Genomic DNA, 14,434 nt, shown 5'->3' on the forward strand with positions numbered 1-14,434 from the left:
AAATTAGAAAGTTTATATAACTTGCTTTAAACATTACAACCTATTACTCTGCATTGTTCTATAAATTTGCATTGACAACCAAAGTAACCAAGGTGGTGACGCACTGGGTTGTTTTCTATGGCAGACCAGGTATTTGAAAACAATTTTTACGCTCCTCTTCAGTAGTTTCCTTACGTTTACTGCTTTTGCCCAGTCCGGCATTCAAGTTCCGCAACTCACAGGCTTTGACGCCACCATTCGGCAATTTGTGAGCCGTTGGAAGGTGACCGGTGCTTCGGTGGCCGTGGCTAAAGACGGCAAATTGATCTACGCCCGTGGTTTCGGCCATGCCGATGTAGCCAAAACTACGCCCCTGCAACCCCATAGCCTGATGCGGGTAGCCAGTGTGTCTAAGGTTGTAACGGCCGTAGCCATCATGAAACTGGTGCAGGACGGGCAGCTTAGCCTTACCCATCCTGTCTTCGGCCCAAAGGGTTACTTAAAGAATACCTACTACACGCAAGGCGTTACCGATTCCCGTTTATACCACATAACGGTGCAGCATTTGCTGGAACATACAGCCGGCTGGGACCGCACCGTTGGCTGCGATGGGTACTCTAACTGTGATCCCATTGATTTTCCTCTGCACGTGGCTCAGGCCATGAAAGCCCGTAACCCCGTAGCCGATTCTACCCTCATTCGTTTCATGCTGTTGAAGGGACTCAACTTTACTCCCGGCGCCAGGTATGCCTACTCCAATACCGGCTATCTCATCCTGGGGAAAGTATTGGAAGCAGTGACCAATGAACCTTATGAGCAATGGGTGCAGGAGCATCTACTTCAACCCAGCGGGGTTCTGGAAGCACATTTAGGCCATAATTTACTTTCTCAAAAACAGGAACGCGAGACAGAATACAAAAGTGATTACAAAATGGCCTCTTGCTATGGAACCAATGAGCAAGTGCCAACCGCGTATGGCGGTTTTAACCTGGAAGCGATGAACGCCCACGGGGGCTGGGTCTTCTCGGCCCGTGATCTCCTGCGCTTGGTGCATAGTATTGACGGCTTCGCCTCCCAACCCGATCTGCTGGACCAGCATACCTTGGCCAGTATGGTGGAACCATCTGCGGTAAACCCCTGGCGGGCCAAAGGTTGGCAAGTGAACCGCAACAACAACTGGTGGCACAGCGGCTGTCTGGACGGTACCACCAGCTATCTGGTACGCACCAGCGGCGGCTTTACCTGGGCGATCCTGCTGAACAATTACCAAGCCTCTGACCAGTTCTGGGAAGAAGTGGATAACCTGGGGTGGAACTGCCTCAGTACTGTCAGCACATGGCCAGAGCATGATCTTTTTCCGCCTACTGTCAATGCACAGAATCTTAGCGCCATTTCCGTTGATTCAGTTACTACCCAGATCAACTGGCTTTCTGGAAACGGCAACCGCCGCCTGGTCTTGATGAAGGCCGATGAACCTATTGCCGCCTTCCCTCTGGATGGCACCCACTATACCCCCAATGCCACGTACGGAGCGGGAACCCGGCTTCCTGACGGCTCTTTTGTGGTGGCAGATGAACGGAACTCCTCCACGGTAGTGCGCGTGCCAGATCAGGCAAGAAAGTATTTTGTGCGGGTGGTGGAGTATTACGAGAATCAGGCTACAGGCAATAAGCCTATATATACCTTAGAAGGGAACCCCACCCTGATCCTGAACAACAACAATGTGGTTGTCCAGGAGGCTCCTTCGGCGCCAACTAATGCGTTACTGTTCTACCCCAACCCCGTCACTACAGAACTGCGGGTGCAGGGCCTCCCCGAGGCGGTACTCTATGAGATAAGAAATGCACAAAGCGTCAGCGTCCAGACCGGGCAGCTGGTACCGGGGCAGGCAATTCTTACCCAAGGATTTTCGCCTGGTCTTTATTTCTTCCGTTTCCGTGATGCGCAGGGCAAAGAAAATGTACACCGCTTTGTGAAACTGTAGCAATGGGTTCCCTGTCCAATAAGTACAATATTCCTCTCCTCTAATGAGTTCAGTAAGCGGTAGCCCAGGAATGGCTTCCTTTGGGCTATCTTGGGCAAAAGTCCTTGGACACGTTCCATTTAGCGGCTCTTTTTCTTAAATCAGGCGAAAAACGCGCTGGGCCCCGTGCTTCTTCTAAATAATTACTATTTTTGCCGGCACACGTACCTATGGCTACTAAACCGCTCAAACATACCCGTAAGAAAAAACTGGGCAATTACCCTCACACCATGGTGATCTTCAGCATCACGTTGGCGCTGTTTGTGATTGGCTTGTTTGGCCTTCTCCTCATCCATGCCGGCAAGCTCTCTAACCTGGTGAAACAGAACATGGAAGTGCAGGTGTATCTGGAAAGGGAGCTCACGCCGCTGGCCGTGGAGAAACTACGGAAGACCCTGGCCCGCAAGGAGTACATCGCCTACGAGGAAAATAAACCGCAGGTGACCTTTTTCTCCAAAGAAGACGGAGCCCGTGAGTTCATTGACGAGAGCGGCGAAGACTTCCTTACCTTTTTGGGCGAAAACCCGCTGCGGGATGCTTTCATTCTGCGCATCAACGCTGAATTTGCCACCTCTGAGCAGCTGAAGCAGATCCAGCAGGACCTTCAGAACACCGAGGGCGTGTACGAGGTAGACTACGTGGAGAGCCTCATTGACTCCATCAACCATAACCTGAAACGGGTGAGCATCTTACTCTTGGCCTTTGCGGGTATTCTGGTGGTGGTGGTGATCATCCTGATTAACAATACCATTAAACTGGCACTTTTCTCCCAGCGCTTCCTCATCAGAAGCATGCAGCTGGTGGGGGCCACTTCCTTTTTCATTCAGCGCCCTTTCCTCAACAGAGCCATTTTCCAGGGTTTGGTGAGCGGGGCTCTGGCGTCGGTGCTTCTGTTTGCCCTTCTCCAGTACGCCTACCATGAAATTGCGGAGCTGTACTTATTGCGCGATGAGCAACAGATGATCATCCTCATGGTTTCGATTCTTCTGCTGGGGGGCATATTGGGCTTTTTCTCTTCCTACCGCGCCGTAAAGAAGTACCTCAGATCCTCCCTTGACGATTTATACTAAGAAATATCTCCCGTATGGAAAATAAAAACCCCACCAACCTCTCGTTTGGCAAGCGCAATTACCAGATCATGGTACTAGGCCTTGTAGTAATGGCTGTAGGTTTCATTCTCATGGCCATGGACTCCCAGCCGTATGGCTACGGGTTCCTGGGCCTTACCCTGGGTCCAATTGTTTTGGTGATTGGTTTTGTTATTCAGTTTTTCGCCATTCTGGCTAAACCCCGCAAAGACGTTTAGATGAGTATTTGGCAAGCCATCATCCTGGCCGTTGTAGAAGGATTAACAGAATTCTTACCGGTTTCCTCCACCGGACACATGGTTATCGCTTCTAGCCTCATGGGCATCAGTGCCTTTGAGTTCACGAAAATGTTTACCGTCACTATTCAGTTTGGGGCCATTTTATCTGTAGTGGTACTGTACTGGAAGCGGTTCATCAATTCCTTTGACTTCTACAAGAAGCTGCTGGTGGCGGTTATTCCGGCCCTGGCCATTGGCTTTGTGCTTAAAGATTTCGTAGACGCCATGTTGGAACGGGTAGAAGTGGTGGCGGTGAGTCTTCTTCTGGGAGGGATTCTCCTCATCTTCGTGGACCGCTGGTTCAAAGAAAAGGAAAACCCGGTCACTACCCCCAGCTACCGTAATGCCTTCATCATTGGCTTGTTCCAATGCATTGCCATGATTCCCGGTGTTTCCCGCTCGGCGTCTTCCATCATTGGCGGACTCACCCAGCGCATGACGCGCAAATCTGCCGCCGAGTTCTCTTTTTTCATGGCAGTGCCCACCATGCTGGCCGCAGCCACCTATACCGTTCTCACTGACTTACTGCACCTGGAGATTTCTGACATCCTGAAGTTCAACCTTCCTAAGATACAGACTGGTTTTGGCGCCATTACGGCTCAGGAGTGGCAGGCGTTAGCGATTGGCAATGTGGTAGCGTTCTTAGTGGCCATGGCCGCTATTAAATTCTTTGTGGGCTTCCTGACAAAATACGGCTTTAAGCTGTTTGGATACTACCGTATTGTTGTAGGCTTGGTGATTCTACTGTTGATGGCCATGGGAGTTGAAATTCAATTAGTGTAATGCAAGAAACTCCTTATGACTTTGAGGCAGGGGCCATTCTGTTGATCAACAAACCCCTCACTTGGACCTCCTTTGATGTGGTGAAGAAAACCAAGTTTGCTTTACGCATCAAGAAAATTGGGCATGCCGGTACTTTAGATCCGCTGGCGACTGGCCTTTTGATCTTGTGCACCGGCAAGTTCACCAAACGCATTGAAGAGATTCAGGTGCAGGAGAAAGAATACACCGGCACGTTTGTGCTGGGCCACACCACCCCTTCCTTTGACCTGGAAACGGAAGTAGACAGCACCGCTCCCACAGAACATCTCACTCCGGAAATGCTGTGCGAGGCCGCCAATTCTTTTATGGGTGAAATAGACCAGACACCGCCCATTTACTCGGCGGTAAAGATCAACGGTGAACGGGCCTACGCCCTTGCCCGGCGCGGCGAAGAGGCAGAAATCAAATCCAAGCGGGTTACCATCAAGCAATTTGACTTAACGTCTGTTGAAGGAAACCAAGTTGGTTTTAGAGTAGTATGCTCCAAAGGAACGTACATCCGCAGCCTGGCCCGCGATTTTGGCGCTAAACTAGGCTGTGGTGCTTATCTGTCCAAACTGGAACGTACCCGCATTGGAGACTACCGCCTGGAAGATGCCATGTCCTTAGACCAATTACCGGAACTCCGCGAAAAACAAGGGTTGCACCATGATCGTCATCCAGGAGCTTAGCCAATTCCCCTCCCTCTCCCATGCCGTGGTTACTTCCGGCACGTTTGACGGCGTACACATTGGGCACCAGAAAATCCTTTCCAGATTAACGGAAACCGCCCGGCAGAGCAATGGGCAGAGCGTGGTCATTACCTATTGGCCGCACCCGCGTACGGTTCTAAAACCCGAGGATGATTCTCTGCGCCTGCTTTCCACCATTGAGGAACGGATTGAGGCGCTCCGGCAGTTTGGGGTGGATTATCTGCTGCTGCTCCCTTTTACCCGTGCGTTTGCCCAGCTTTCCTCAGAAGAATACATCCAGCAGATTCTGATTAAGGCCATCAACACCAAGAAACTGGTGATTGGCTATGACCACCGCTTCGGGAAGAACCGTGAGGGAGGCTTTGACTATTTGCAACAGCACGCCCAGCGCTACGGGTTTGAGGTAGAGGAAATTCCCAGACAGGACATTGATGCCGTGGGTGTGAGCTCCAGCAAAATCAGAACCGCCCTGGAAAATGGTGATGTGACTACCGCCGCTCGCTATCTGGGCCGCCCCTACTCCCTTACTGGAACGGTGGTGCAGGGCAGGCAGCTTGGCCGCACCTTGGGGTACCCCACCGCCAACCTGGAGCCCAAAGAGAAGCTGAAACTGGTACCCGCCCAGGGAATCTACGCTGTACAGGTGCAAACCCCAACTGGCCTTTATAAGGGAATGCTGAGCATAGGCACCAACCCAACCGTGAACGGCACCCACCAAACCATAGAAGTCAACCTGTTTGATTTTTCTGAAGACCTTTATGGACAGGAGATCACGCTGCTTTTTATCTCTTACCTAAGGGCAGAGCAGAAGTTTGACGGATTACAGGCACTCATCCATCAATTAGAACTGGACAAGGCCTCTGCCTTACAAGTGTTAGGATAAATCAGGTAAATCCGTAACTTCACCTCGGGCTTTTACGCAAAAGGCAGAAGGAGACGGGCCCGTTTCTGGTTTTACCTAACACAAGAGGTCTATGTTCAGAAGTATCCTTTCTGTACTGGGTGGTGCCGCCGTGGGAGTTTTCACCATCAGTCTGGTGCAATTCCTGAGTCACCAGCTATATCCGCTGCCCACTAATTCCAACCCCAATGATCCGCAGGCCATGGCTACGTTCATGACCAACGCGCCGGTTGCCGCTTTGCTTCTGGTATTGCTCGCCTATGCGCTGGGGGCATTCTTTGGAGGCATGGTGGCCGCCCGCTACGCTACTGCGCGCCCGGTTTTACACGCTTTGCTGGTGGGAGCCCTGCTTCTAGTGGCCGGAATTGCCAATCTCGTGCAAATCCCGCATCCGCTTTGGTTCACCGTTATATCACTGGCAATATACCTGCCCATGGCGTTCTTTGGAGGCATGATGTCCATGCGGCGTATGCCCTGAAGTGGCATGCGTTTAGGGCCCTATTTTCAAAAAAGAGCCCCTAAACGCATACTGTTGGCGGTGACCATATCCTTATTCAATTGTATTCAACCATTTTTTCACCTTTCATTCACTGAGTTCTATGATCAATAAAGTGGTTCAAGATGCTGCTTCGGCCTGTGCGGATATACCGGATGGGGCAATCCTTATGTTAGGAGGCTTCGGTCTCTGCGGCATCCCAGAGAATGCCATCAATGAAATCCTGCGCCGGGGTACCAAAAACCTCACCTGCATCTCCAATAATGCCGGGGTAGATGACTTTGGGATAGGTTTGCTGTTGCAGCAGCGGCAGGTTAAGAAAATGATTTCGAGCTATGTAGGCGAAAACGCCGAGTTTGAGCGTCAGCTCCTCTCGGGGGAGCTGGAGGTGGACCTGATTCCGCAGGGTACGCTGGCCGAACGCATCAGAGCCGGTGGCGCCGGCATTCCGGCTTTCTTCACGCCCGCCGGCTATGGCACTGAGATTGGCGAAGGCAAGGAGAGCCGCGAGTTCAACGGGAAAATGTACCTGATGGAAACCTGGCTCCAAGCCGATTTTGCGCTGGTGAAAGCCTGGAAAGGTGACACCGCCGGCAACCTCATCTACAAAGGTACCGCCCGCAACTTTAACCCCATGATGGCCGCTGCCGGTAAAATCACCATTGCCGAAGTGGAGGAACTGGTTCCCGTGGGCGAACTGGACCCCAACATGATCCACACCCCCGGCATATACGTCCAGCGTATTTTCCAGGGAAAAGACTATGAGAAACGGATTGAGCAGCGCACGGTGCGGCAAGCATAATCAGCGTATCTAAATAAAAGGTGAGGATGAAAGATCCTTATCACTAAAATTGAACGCAATTGCTTAGCATAATGAATTGGCAAGGGAAAGAGTGACAGCAAAGGCACTGATGCCAAATGCAGTCCCCTTCCTCTAATCTTAAAATATAGAAACTATGGCTTTAGATAAACACGGCATTGCCAAAAGAATTGCGCAGGAACTGCAAGAGGGTTATTATGTGAACCTGGGGATCGGGATTCCTACATTGGTGGCTAATTACATCCCAGAGGGAATGAATGTGGTGCTACAGAGCGAAAACGGCCTCCTGGGCATGGGTCCCTTCCCTACTGAGGAGGAAGTAGACCCAGACCTCATCAACGCAGGCAAGCAGACAGTTACCACCCTCCCCGGCTCCGCTATTTTCAGCTCGGCGGAGAGCTTCGCGATGATCAGAGGCGAGCACGTGCACCTCACCATCCTAGGGGCCATGGAAGTGTCTGAACGCGGCGACATCGCCAATTGGAAAATACCGGGTAAAATGGTGAAAGGCATGGGCGGCGCCATGGATCTGGTGGCTTCGGCAAAGAACATTATTGTGGCCATGCAGCACACTTCCAAAGACGGGCAGTCAAAGCTCCTGAAGGAGTGCAGCCTGCCCATCACGGGCCTGCAGTGCGTGAAGAAAATAGTGACGGACCTGGCGGTGCTGGAGGTAACCGAAGACGGGTTCCGCCTACTGGAGCGGGCCCCGGGCGTAACGGTAGAACAGATACAGGCGGCCACAGAAGGAAAACTGCGGGTAGAAGGGGATATTCCGGAAATTAATGTGTGATAACTTGTGTTACACAAACGGCAAAAGGCTCCCGCTGTAGAGTCTTTTGACGTTTAGAGCCTCTTTTTGAAAAAAAAGCCCCTAAACGCCGTATACAGTTCATGGCAGCATGGCTTGCCCTGCTGCGGTGGCTTTCCTAACTTTGAACAAATGCTGTTCCTGCTGGCTGGTAGTAGAGTTCCGCTGAGCTTTATCTCTCGGTACTACATCCTGCTACAGTGCGCATTTGGTAAATTCCCTATACAACATGAGTGAAAATACAGAACACAAATTAATATTACGTCCCCTCACCCCCGCCGACTACAAGGAAGTAAAACAGATCATGGAGTTGGTATACACCAACATTGGCGGCTCCTGGACTCAGAAAGAATTCAGTTCCCTGCTTAAACGCTTCCCAGACGGTCAGCTGTGCATTGAAGACAAAGGCCGGGTGGTAGCTGCCGCCCTAAGCTTAATTGTAGACTACTCTGAGTACGGAGACAAACACACCTATGAGCAGATTGTGGGCGGCGGAAAATTTGATACCCATGACGATGACGGCGATACCCTCTACGGGGTAGATGTGTTTGTGCACCCAGAGTACCGCAACCTTCGTTTGGGCCGCCGTTTATATGACGCGCGTAAAGAACTTTGCGAAAACCTGAACCTGCGGGGCATCATTCTGGGGGGCCGAATCCCGGGCTACAAAGAGTATGCTGACCGTATGACGCCGGGCAAGTACATTGAGCAGGTGCGCAACAAGGAAATCTATGATCCCATTCTCACGTTCCAGCTCAGCAATGGCTTCCACGTCCGGAAAATCATCAGAGGCTATATGCCTCAGGACAAGGAATCCAAGGCCTATGCTTCTCTGCTGGAGTGGATCAACGTGTACCATGAAGAAAAGGAAACGCTGGTGGGCGGGACCAAAAAAGTGGTGCGTATTGGGGTAATTCAGTGGCAGATGCGTCAGATGAACTCTCTGGAAGACTTTGAACAGCAGATTGAGTTCTTCGTGGACACCGTGAGCTCCTACAAAGCCGACATGGTCATGTTCCCGGAGTTTTTCAATGCCCCGCTCATGGCTTTAACCGATGAGAAATCCCCCTCGGCGGCCATCAGAAAACTGGCCGATTACACAGACGGAATCAGGGAGAAGCTCATCCATTTGGCGCTTTCGTACAACATCAACATCATTGCCGGCAGCATGCCGGAGTATATTGACAACAAGCTGCACAACGTGAGCTACCTCTGTAGAAGAGACGGCACCTATGACAAGCAGTACAAGCTGCACGTAACCCCAGACGAAGCCCATTACTGGGGAATGCGCGGCGGCAACAAACTGAATGTCTTTGACACAGACTTCGGGAAGATTGGCATCCTGATCTGCTATGACGTGGAATTCCCCGAGCTGGCCCGTATGCTCTCTGACCAGGACATGAAGATCCTCTTTGTGCCGTACCAGACCGATACCAAAAACGCCTACCTCCGCGTGCGGCACTGCGCTCAGGCGCGGGCCATTGAGAATGAGTGCTACGTAGCCATCACGGGCAGCGTGGGCAACTTGCCCCGGGTAGAGAACATGGACATCCAGTATTCGCAGTCGGCGGTATTCTCGCCTTCAGACGTGGCGTTCCCGCATGATGCCATCATTGCCGAGGCCACGCCCAATACCGAGATGACCCTCATCGCCGATTTGGACCTGGACCTGCTCAAAGACCTGAACACCACCGGCAGCGTACGTAACCTGAGAGACCGGCGCAAGGACCTCTACAACCTGAGCTGGCTGCACCAGAAAGAAGACGATTTAACCGAGATTTAAGAAAAAGAGCCCCTAAACAGGAAAGGCCGGTATGTATACCGGCCTTTCCTGTTTAGGGGCTCTTTTTCCAGAATTGGCCCCAAACTAACCTATCGTTTCGCTTCAAAGTGAGGCCTTCTTCCGGCGTTTATCTATCCATAAGGCTACCAAAAAAGCGACAAGGCATCCAATGGTACCTCCAACCAACAAGTATTTTTTGAGGATAGGAGCTGTGGGGTGTATCATGGGGGCAAAGCCCACTACCACCTGCACCGTTTCCAGTTCCTTCAATTCGGCCTCCAGCTTGCTCATGTCTTCAAGCATGAGCGTACTTTGTCTGTATAATCCGCTCGGATCTAAAGGCTCACCATACACAAACCCGTTCACTGGCCCCCGCGTGGTGGCTGAAGCCCTTACCAGACTGTCTATAGTAGCAATGTCCTGTTTCAGTTTGGTAATCTGCTGCTCTAATTGCTCTTTCCTAGCCTGTGTTCTTTTGGCAAAATAAACGTTCTGGCCAAGGTAGGACTGTAGCGCCTTTTGCAGCGGAATGAAGAGTGTGTTATCGTAAACTTCTGCTTTTACCTGAAACGGTGCCCCTTCCAGCACGCTATCTTCCTCAATCTTCTCTTCCTCCAGATTCAGGAAAGTAAGCGACTTAATCTGTGCCGACTGCTCTACCCCCAGCTTCAGTTCAGCGTTCAGGACAGCATGATTCCCATCCCTCACCAGGTCGGCAAGCCGGTTTATTTCGGCTTTGAAGTATTCATTTCTGATGTTGCCAGGAAGCAGAGTGGCGGAAGAGGTATAATAGGGTCTTTCTCTGGTAAAGAGATAGTAGCTTATTCCCATCACCAAGGCTATCAGAAGCAAGATGAGTGGCAAATACCTCACCAGTACACCCAGTGCGTACTTACACCACGCCCTGAACCCGTGGATGCCATTCCTGATCCAGTGAAGTACTTCTCTAAGGTCTACTTCGTCAGAATAATCAGGTTTGTAGGGGTGCTGTTCTTTGATCTCTTGCGGCATAAGCGGTAAAAATGGCCCTGTAAAGATGTGAAATAAACAGGTTCTGCAAAAACCAATGCAGAAACTTAACTGGTAGATTGCCTGAGTCCATTAGGTATAATAAGCCCTTTCGTTTGAAAATGGGCCAGCGTTTGGTTTCTTTGTACAGATTAACGCATCCACTTAAACGCGATTATCTTCCCGTATGGCGGAGCTTCCCTAACCACTCACAAATGTTCTTAAAAGGAATTTATTGGGACTTCTTGGAAAAATTCCTTAATCAAGGCATTGGATTATTAGTATCGGTCATTTTGGCCCGTATTTTAACTCCGGAAGATTTTGGGCTTATTGGCATGGTGATGGCCATTGTGAGCTTTGCCCAGGTATTTATAGACATGGGGTTCAGTACCGCACTGGTACAGAAACAAGACATCTCTGAGGAGCAATATGCTACCGTTTTCTACCTGAATATTGGGATAGGTATTTTTCTTACAGTACTGGTTTTCTCTCTCTCTGGTGTCATCTCTGCCTTCTACAAAGAACCCATTCTTTCGCCACTGGTCAAAGGCATTTCGCCTCTTTTCCTCATTAATTCCCTCACCCTTATCCAAACAGCCAAATATTTAAAGGAAATCAATCTTAAGCCCCTCACTATCTACCGGGGAGTGGCGGTTACCATCTCTGGCATTGTAGGTATTGGCATGGCCTATTCCAACTTTGGGGTATGGAGTTTGGTTGGGCAAGTTTTGCTCAATGCGATAGCTTTCACGCTGCTGGTCTGGCTTCTTTCTCCTTGGCGCCCCATGCGCTATTTCAATCTGGCATCTATTGGGGCTTTATGGAACTACGGCTCTAAGATCTTTCTTCCCAGCCTTATTGAGAATCTGTTCAGCAGGCTGGATGTTTTTATCATTGGCAAATTGTTCAGCGCCCACTCTCTGGGGTACTACACCAGAGCGCAGTCTTTGAATAACATCGTGATCCAATACAGTTCGGCAAGCCTTACAAGGGTCTTTTTCTCTGTGGTGAGCAAACACCAGCAAGATACAGGAAGAGTGGTAGAAGTATACCAAAATGCGCTGATTGCCGTTTCATTCTTAGCCTTCGGTTTAATGGGGATTTTGTTTGTAAGCGCAGAGAACATCATTTTGCTGTTGTTTACAGAAAAGTGGGTGGCATCTATAGATTACTTCAGAATTATGCTTTTAAGCGCCTACGCCTATCCGCTCAGCTCCATTATGGTGAATGTGATTAGTGGCCGCGGAAACTCCAGCGCATTCCTCCGGCTAGACATCCTGAAAAAGACACTGCTACTCTTGGTGTTTATCATTGGTTTTCAAATCAGTATCAAAGCTTTTCTGTATGGATTTGCGCTTTTCTCTTTTCTGTCTGTGCTGCTGAACATGTATTTTGTTAGTCGTGAAATACAGCTATCCATGATGAAACAGCTTGGCATGGTATTGCCTTATCTTCTAGTAGCCATCATCTCTGGTGTTTCGGCGGCGCTGCTGCAAGCCTATCTCCCACTCCCAAGGGTCCTGCAATTTCTTGTGGAGGCGGGCACAGTAGCCATCGTTTACCTGTTGTTGAATCTACTCCTCAATACAAAGGCGTTTCGCCTCCTGAAAGGGAAGTTTATGAGATCAACTGATAAACCTTAACCGAAAAGTTGATACTTGGACAATCTCTAACAGTAGTTCCTACTGATCTTTGTTGAACTTGACCTATCACCGACCATCCCCGTTTCTAGATGTTACAGAAGCTTAAAAATATTGTCTACTCAGCCTCCGCCACGTTCCTCCCCCCAAAAAAGGAATGCCCGGTCTGCGGAAATAAAGTCTATCGGTTCAAGCCGCTTTCGCCTAGCTTTTTGCTTAACTATAAGAAATATGGGTGGCCCTATTCTCTAGATGATTTGGAGACGCTCAATGTTGCTTCCTATGAGTGCCCTAAATGCGGCTGTTCAGACAGAGACCGGCTGTATGCACTGTATTTTAACAAAGCCTTGTCTCCTGCTAAAACCTACCAATTGCTAGACATAGCCCCTGCTGCCAGTTTACGACACTTTCTACAAAGAAAAAGCAACATAAACTACCGGTCTGCCGATCTCTTCATGGAAGATGTAGATGACAAAGTAGACTTGACCAACATGCACCTGTACCCTGACAATTGGTTTGATATCTTTGTCTGCTCCCACGTGCTGGAACACGTACCTGATGACCGGAAGGCAATGCAGGAACTCTATAGGGTTCTAAAGCCCGGGGGTTGGGGGATTGCCATGGTACCCATTCTGCTCTCTTTACCTGAAACGGATGAAGATCCTACTCTGCAGGATGTGCAGGAAAGGTGGCGTAGATTCGGGCAGGATGACCACGTCCGACAATATGCAAAGCACAGCTTTATAAACCGGCTACAGCAAACGGGTTTCCACGTGCAGGAAGTTAACATTACAGATTTTACAGCGCAGGATTTTATTACCTATGGTATCCATCCGCGTTCTGTTCTCTACATAGTATCTAAATAGCAATGATAAACGTAACAAAGCCTTTTCTCCCTCCACAGGAAGAATATTATAGTAGATGAAAAGAGAGTCGAAATTTCCTTTTAGTGATCTTAAGCTTTCTTTTTTTCTAATCCTGCAATTACAAATGCCTACAAACTCGGTTTGCGTTTAGGGGTTATTTTTTCAAAAACGGCCCCTAAACGCAAACCGGATTATTTGCCCATTTATCGCATTGGGCAGCAATAAGCACAACAACAGACTAACTACGTATGACTCCAAAAGTAAGCGTCTGCATGATCACCTATAACCATGCCGCCTATATTGCCCAAGCCATTGAAGGGGTACTCATGCAGAAGACAGACTTTACGGTAGAGCTGGTGATTGGGGAAGATTGCTCCACAGATGCTACCCGTTCCATCATCTCCGCTTACCAGAAGGCCTACCCAGATAAGATCAAACTCCTTTTACCGGAGCACAATCTGGGCATGATGAAAAATTTCCTGAATACACTCTCAGCCTGTGATGGAGAATATGTGGCTTTCTGTGACGGCGATGATTACTGGACAGAGCCCCTAAAACTTCAGAAACAAGTTGATTTCTTAGACTCGCACCCAGATTTTGCCATCTCCTTCCATAGAGCCCTTATTCTCCACGAGTCCACTGGGCAAACAGAGTTCTCCAACAAAGGCCAAAAATCTGTTTCTTCTGTGACGGACTTGTTTAAGGAAAACTTTATCTGCACCACAACCACCGTTTACCGGAACAGGCCATTTTCTTACTACCCAACTTTTCTAGAGCAGGCAGCAGTGGGCGACTGGACGCTTCACGTACTAAATGCCGCCACGGGGAAGATTGGCTTTATGGAAGACACCATGGCGGCTTACCGGTTACATCAGGGAGGCACAATGGCCTCCACCAATGCTTCTTATGCCAAGTTGAAGACAATGCTCCACCAGAACATTAAAACCTTTGCTTCGCTAGACACCTTCCTGCACTACAAATACCATAAAGAAATCAAAGAACTTATTGCAGGTTTCTACAAGCATCTGGTTATTAGTAATCTGCGCGAAAAGCAGAAAGCAGCATCTGTAAAAAACTGTTTACAGATGCTAAAAAATAGACCTGTGATCAAATCTGCAGCCCTTCTTTTGCTGGTTATCTTTGCTCCAAGCACTACAGCACTGCATCTGTTGCAGAGACCATCTTCAGACCAGTAAAAACCACCCGCCATTCAATCCCTTTACAGAG

At 49.5% G+C, this 14,434-nt stretch carries 14 protein-coding genes; 13 read left to right on the top strand and 1 reads right to left on the bottom strand.

Annotation, left to right across the window (positions count from 1 at the left end; genetic code table 11):
* The first annotated feature begins 133 nt into the window (after positions 1 to 133).
* The 10 genes from EFA69_RS18185 to EFA69_RS18230 all read left to right on the top strand — a co-directional run bounded on the left by EFA69_RS18185 (position 134) and on the right by EFA69_RS18230 (position 9,693).
* Positions 134 to 1,963, top strand: coding sequence for a serine hydrolase (locus EFA69_RS18185; RefSeq protein ID WP_123134482.1), 1,830 nt, complete (start codon positions 134 to 136; stop codon positions 1,961 to 1,963).
* 209 nt (positions 1,964 to 2,172) lie between these two features.
* Complete coding sequence (locus tag EFA69_RS18190; RefSeq protein WP_123134483.1) at positions 2,173 to 3,072, top strand: cell division protein FtsX; 900 nt, start codon at positions 2,173 to 2,175, stop codon at positions 3,070 to 3,072.
* A gap of 14 nt (positions 3,073 to 3,086) precedes the next feature.
* On the top strand, positions 3,087 to 3,308 hold the full coding sequence (locus tag EFA69_RS18195) for a DUF3098 domain-containing protein (RefSeq protein ID WP_123134484.1): 222 nt from the start codon (positions 3,087 to 3,089) through the stop codon (positions 3,306 to 3,308).
* On the top strand, positions 3,309 to 4,151 hold the full coding sequence (locus tag EFA69_RS18200) for an undecaprenyl-diphosphate phosphatase (protein WP_123134485.1): 843 nt from the start codon (positions 3,309 to 3,311) through the stop codon (positions 4,149 to 4,151).
* Positions 4,151 to 4,861, top strand: coding sequence for a tRNA pseudouridine(55) synthase TruB (gene truB, locus EFA69_RS18205; protein WP_123134486.1), 711 nt, complete (start codon positions 4,151 to 4,153; stop codon positions 4,859 to 4,861). Before EFA69_RS18200 ends, truB begins: the two co-directional genes overlap by 1 nt.
* The gene (locus EFA69_RS18210; protein ID WP_123134487.1) at positions 4,839 to 5,765 is read left to right on the top strand and encodes a bifunctional riboflavin kinase/FAD synthetase; all 927 of its coding nucleotides are present in this window, start codon (positions 4,839 to 4,841) and stop codon (positions 5,763 to 5,765) included. The genes truB and EFA69_RS18210 overlap by 23 nt, the downstream gene beginning before the upstream one ends.
* A 91-nt stretch (positions 5,766 to 5,856) precedes the next feature.
* Positions 5,857 to 6,261, top strand: coding sequence for a hypothetical protein (locus EFA69_RS18215; RefSeq protein ID WP_123134488.1), 405 nt, complete (start codon positions 5,857 to 5,859; stop codon positions 6,259 to 6,261).
* A gap of 121 nt (positions 6,262 to 6,382) precedes the next feature.
* Positions 6,383 to 7,081, top strand: coding sequence for a CoA transferase subunit A (locus tag EFA69_RS18220; protein ID WP_123134489.1), 699 nt, complete (start codon positions 6,383 to 6,385; stop codon positions 7,079 to 7,081).
* Between the two features lie 154 nt (positions 7,082 to 7,235).
* Positions 7,236 to 7,892, top strand: coding sequence for a CoA transferase subunit B (locus EFA69_RS18225; RefSeq protein WP_123134490.1), 657 nt, complete (start codon positions 7,236 to 7,238; stop codon positions 7,890 to 7,892).
* A gap of 247 nt (positions 7,893 to 8,139) precedes the next feature.
* Entirely contained in the window at positions 8,140 to 9,693 is a 1,554-nt protein-coding gene (locus EFA69_RS18230; protein ID WP_123134491.1) for a GNAT family N-acetyltransferase, read from the top strand.
* A gap of 102 nt (positions 9,694 to 9,795) precedes the next feature.
* On the opposite strand, the gene EFA69_RS18235 is transcribed toward EFA69_RS18230, so the two are convergent.
* Positions 9,796 to 10,704, bottom strand: coding sequence for a chain length determinant protein (locus EFA69_RS18235; protein WP_123134492.1), 909 nt, complete (start codon positions 10,702 to 10,704; stop codon positions 9,796 to 9,798).
* A gap of 212 nt (positions 10,705 to 10,916) precedes the next feature.
* On the opposite strand from EFA69_RS18235, the gene EFA69_RS18240 reads away from it, so the two are divergent.
* The 3 genes from EFA69_RS18240 to EFA69_RS18250 all read left to right on the top strand — a co-directional run bounded on the left by EFA69_RS18240 (position 10,917) and on the right by EFA69_RS18250 (position 14,403).
* Positions 10,917 to 12,344: a lipopolysaccharide biosynthesis protein gene (locus EFA69_RS18240; protein ID WP_262696999.1), complete on the top strand. Its 1,428-nt coding sequence runs from the start codon at positions 10,917 to 10,919 to the stop codon at positions 12,342 to 12,344.
* An 89-nt stretch (positions 12,345 to 12,433) separates the two neighbouring features.
* Positions 12,434 to 13,207 (top strand): class I SAM-dependent methyltransferase, encoded by a 774-nt coding sequence (locus tag EFA69_RS20570; RefSeq protein WP_123134494.1) that lies wholly within the window; start codon positions 12,434 to 12,436, stop codon positions 13,205 to 13,207.
* 248 nt (positions 13,208 to 13,455) lie between these two features.
* Positions 13,456 to 14,403 (top strand): glycosyltransferase, encoded by a 948-nt coding sequence (locus EFA69_RS18250; RefSeq protein ID WP_123134495.1) that lies wholly within the window; start codon positions 13,456 to 13,458, stop codon positions 14,401 to 14,403.
* Positions 14,404 to 14,434 lie beyond the last annotated feature (31 nt).

Source organism: Rufibacter immobilis (genome assembly GCF_003721565.1).
Lineage (GTDB): Bacteria > Bacteroidota > Bacteroidia > Cytophagales > Hymenobacteraceae > Nibribacter > Nibribacter immobilis.

Coding starts and splice junctions, on each gene's coding strand:
- EFA69_RS18190 (WP_123134483.1), top strand. CDS start 2,173: ATGGCTACTAAACCGCTCAAACATACCCGTAAGAAAAAACTGGGCAAT.
- EFA69_RS18195 (WP_123134484.1), top strand. CDS start 3,087: ATGGAAAATAAAAACCCCACCAACCTCTCGTTTGGCAAGCGCAATTAC.
- EFA69_RS18200 (WP_123134485.1), top strand. CDS start 3,309: ATGAGTATTTGGCAAGCCATCATCCTGGCCGTTGTAGAAGGATTAACA.
- truB (WP_123134486.1), top strand. CDS start 4,151: ATGCAAGAAACTCCTTATGACTTTGAGGCAGGGGCCATTCTGTTGATC.
- EFA69_RS18210 (WP_123134487.1), top strand. CDS start 4,839: ATGATCGTCATCCAGGAGCTTAGCCAATTCCCCTCCCTCTCCCATGCC.
- EFA69_RS18215 (WP_123134488.1), top strand. CDS start 5,857: ATGTTCAGAAGTATCCTTTCTGTACTGGGTGGTGCCGCCGTGGGAGTT.
- EFA69_RS18220 (WP_123134489.1), top strand. CDS start 6,383: ATGATCAATAAAGTGGTTCAAGATGCTGCTTCGGCCTGTGCGGATATA.
- EFA69_RS18225 (WP_123134490.1), top strand. CDS start 7,236: ATGGCTTTAGATAAACACGGCATTGCCAAAAGAATTGCGCAGGAACTG.
- EFA69_RS18230 (WP_123134491.1), top strand. CDS start 8,140: ATGAGTGAAAATACAGAACACAAATTAATATTACGTCCCCTCACCCCC.
- EFA69_RS18235 (WP_123134492.1), bottom strand. CDS start 10,704: ATGCCGCAAGAGATCAAAGAACAGCACCCCTACAAACCTGATTATTCT.
- EFA69_RS18240 (WP_262696999.1), top strand. CDS start 10,917: ATGTTCTTAAAAGGAATTTATTGGGACTTCTTGGAAAAATTCCTTAAT.
- EFA69_RS20570 (WP_123134494.1), top strand. CDS start 12,434: ATGTTACAGAAGCTTAAAAATATTGTCTACTCAGCCTCCGCCACGTTC.
- EFA69_RS18250 (WP_123134495.1), top strand. CDS start 13,456: ATGACTCCAAAAGTAAGCGTCTGCATGATCACCTATAACCATGCCGCC.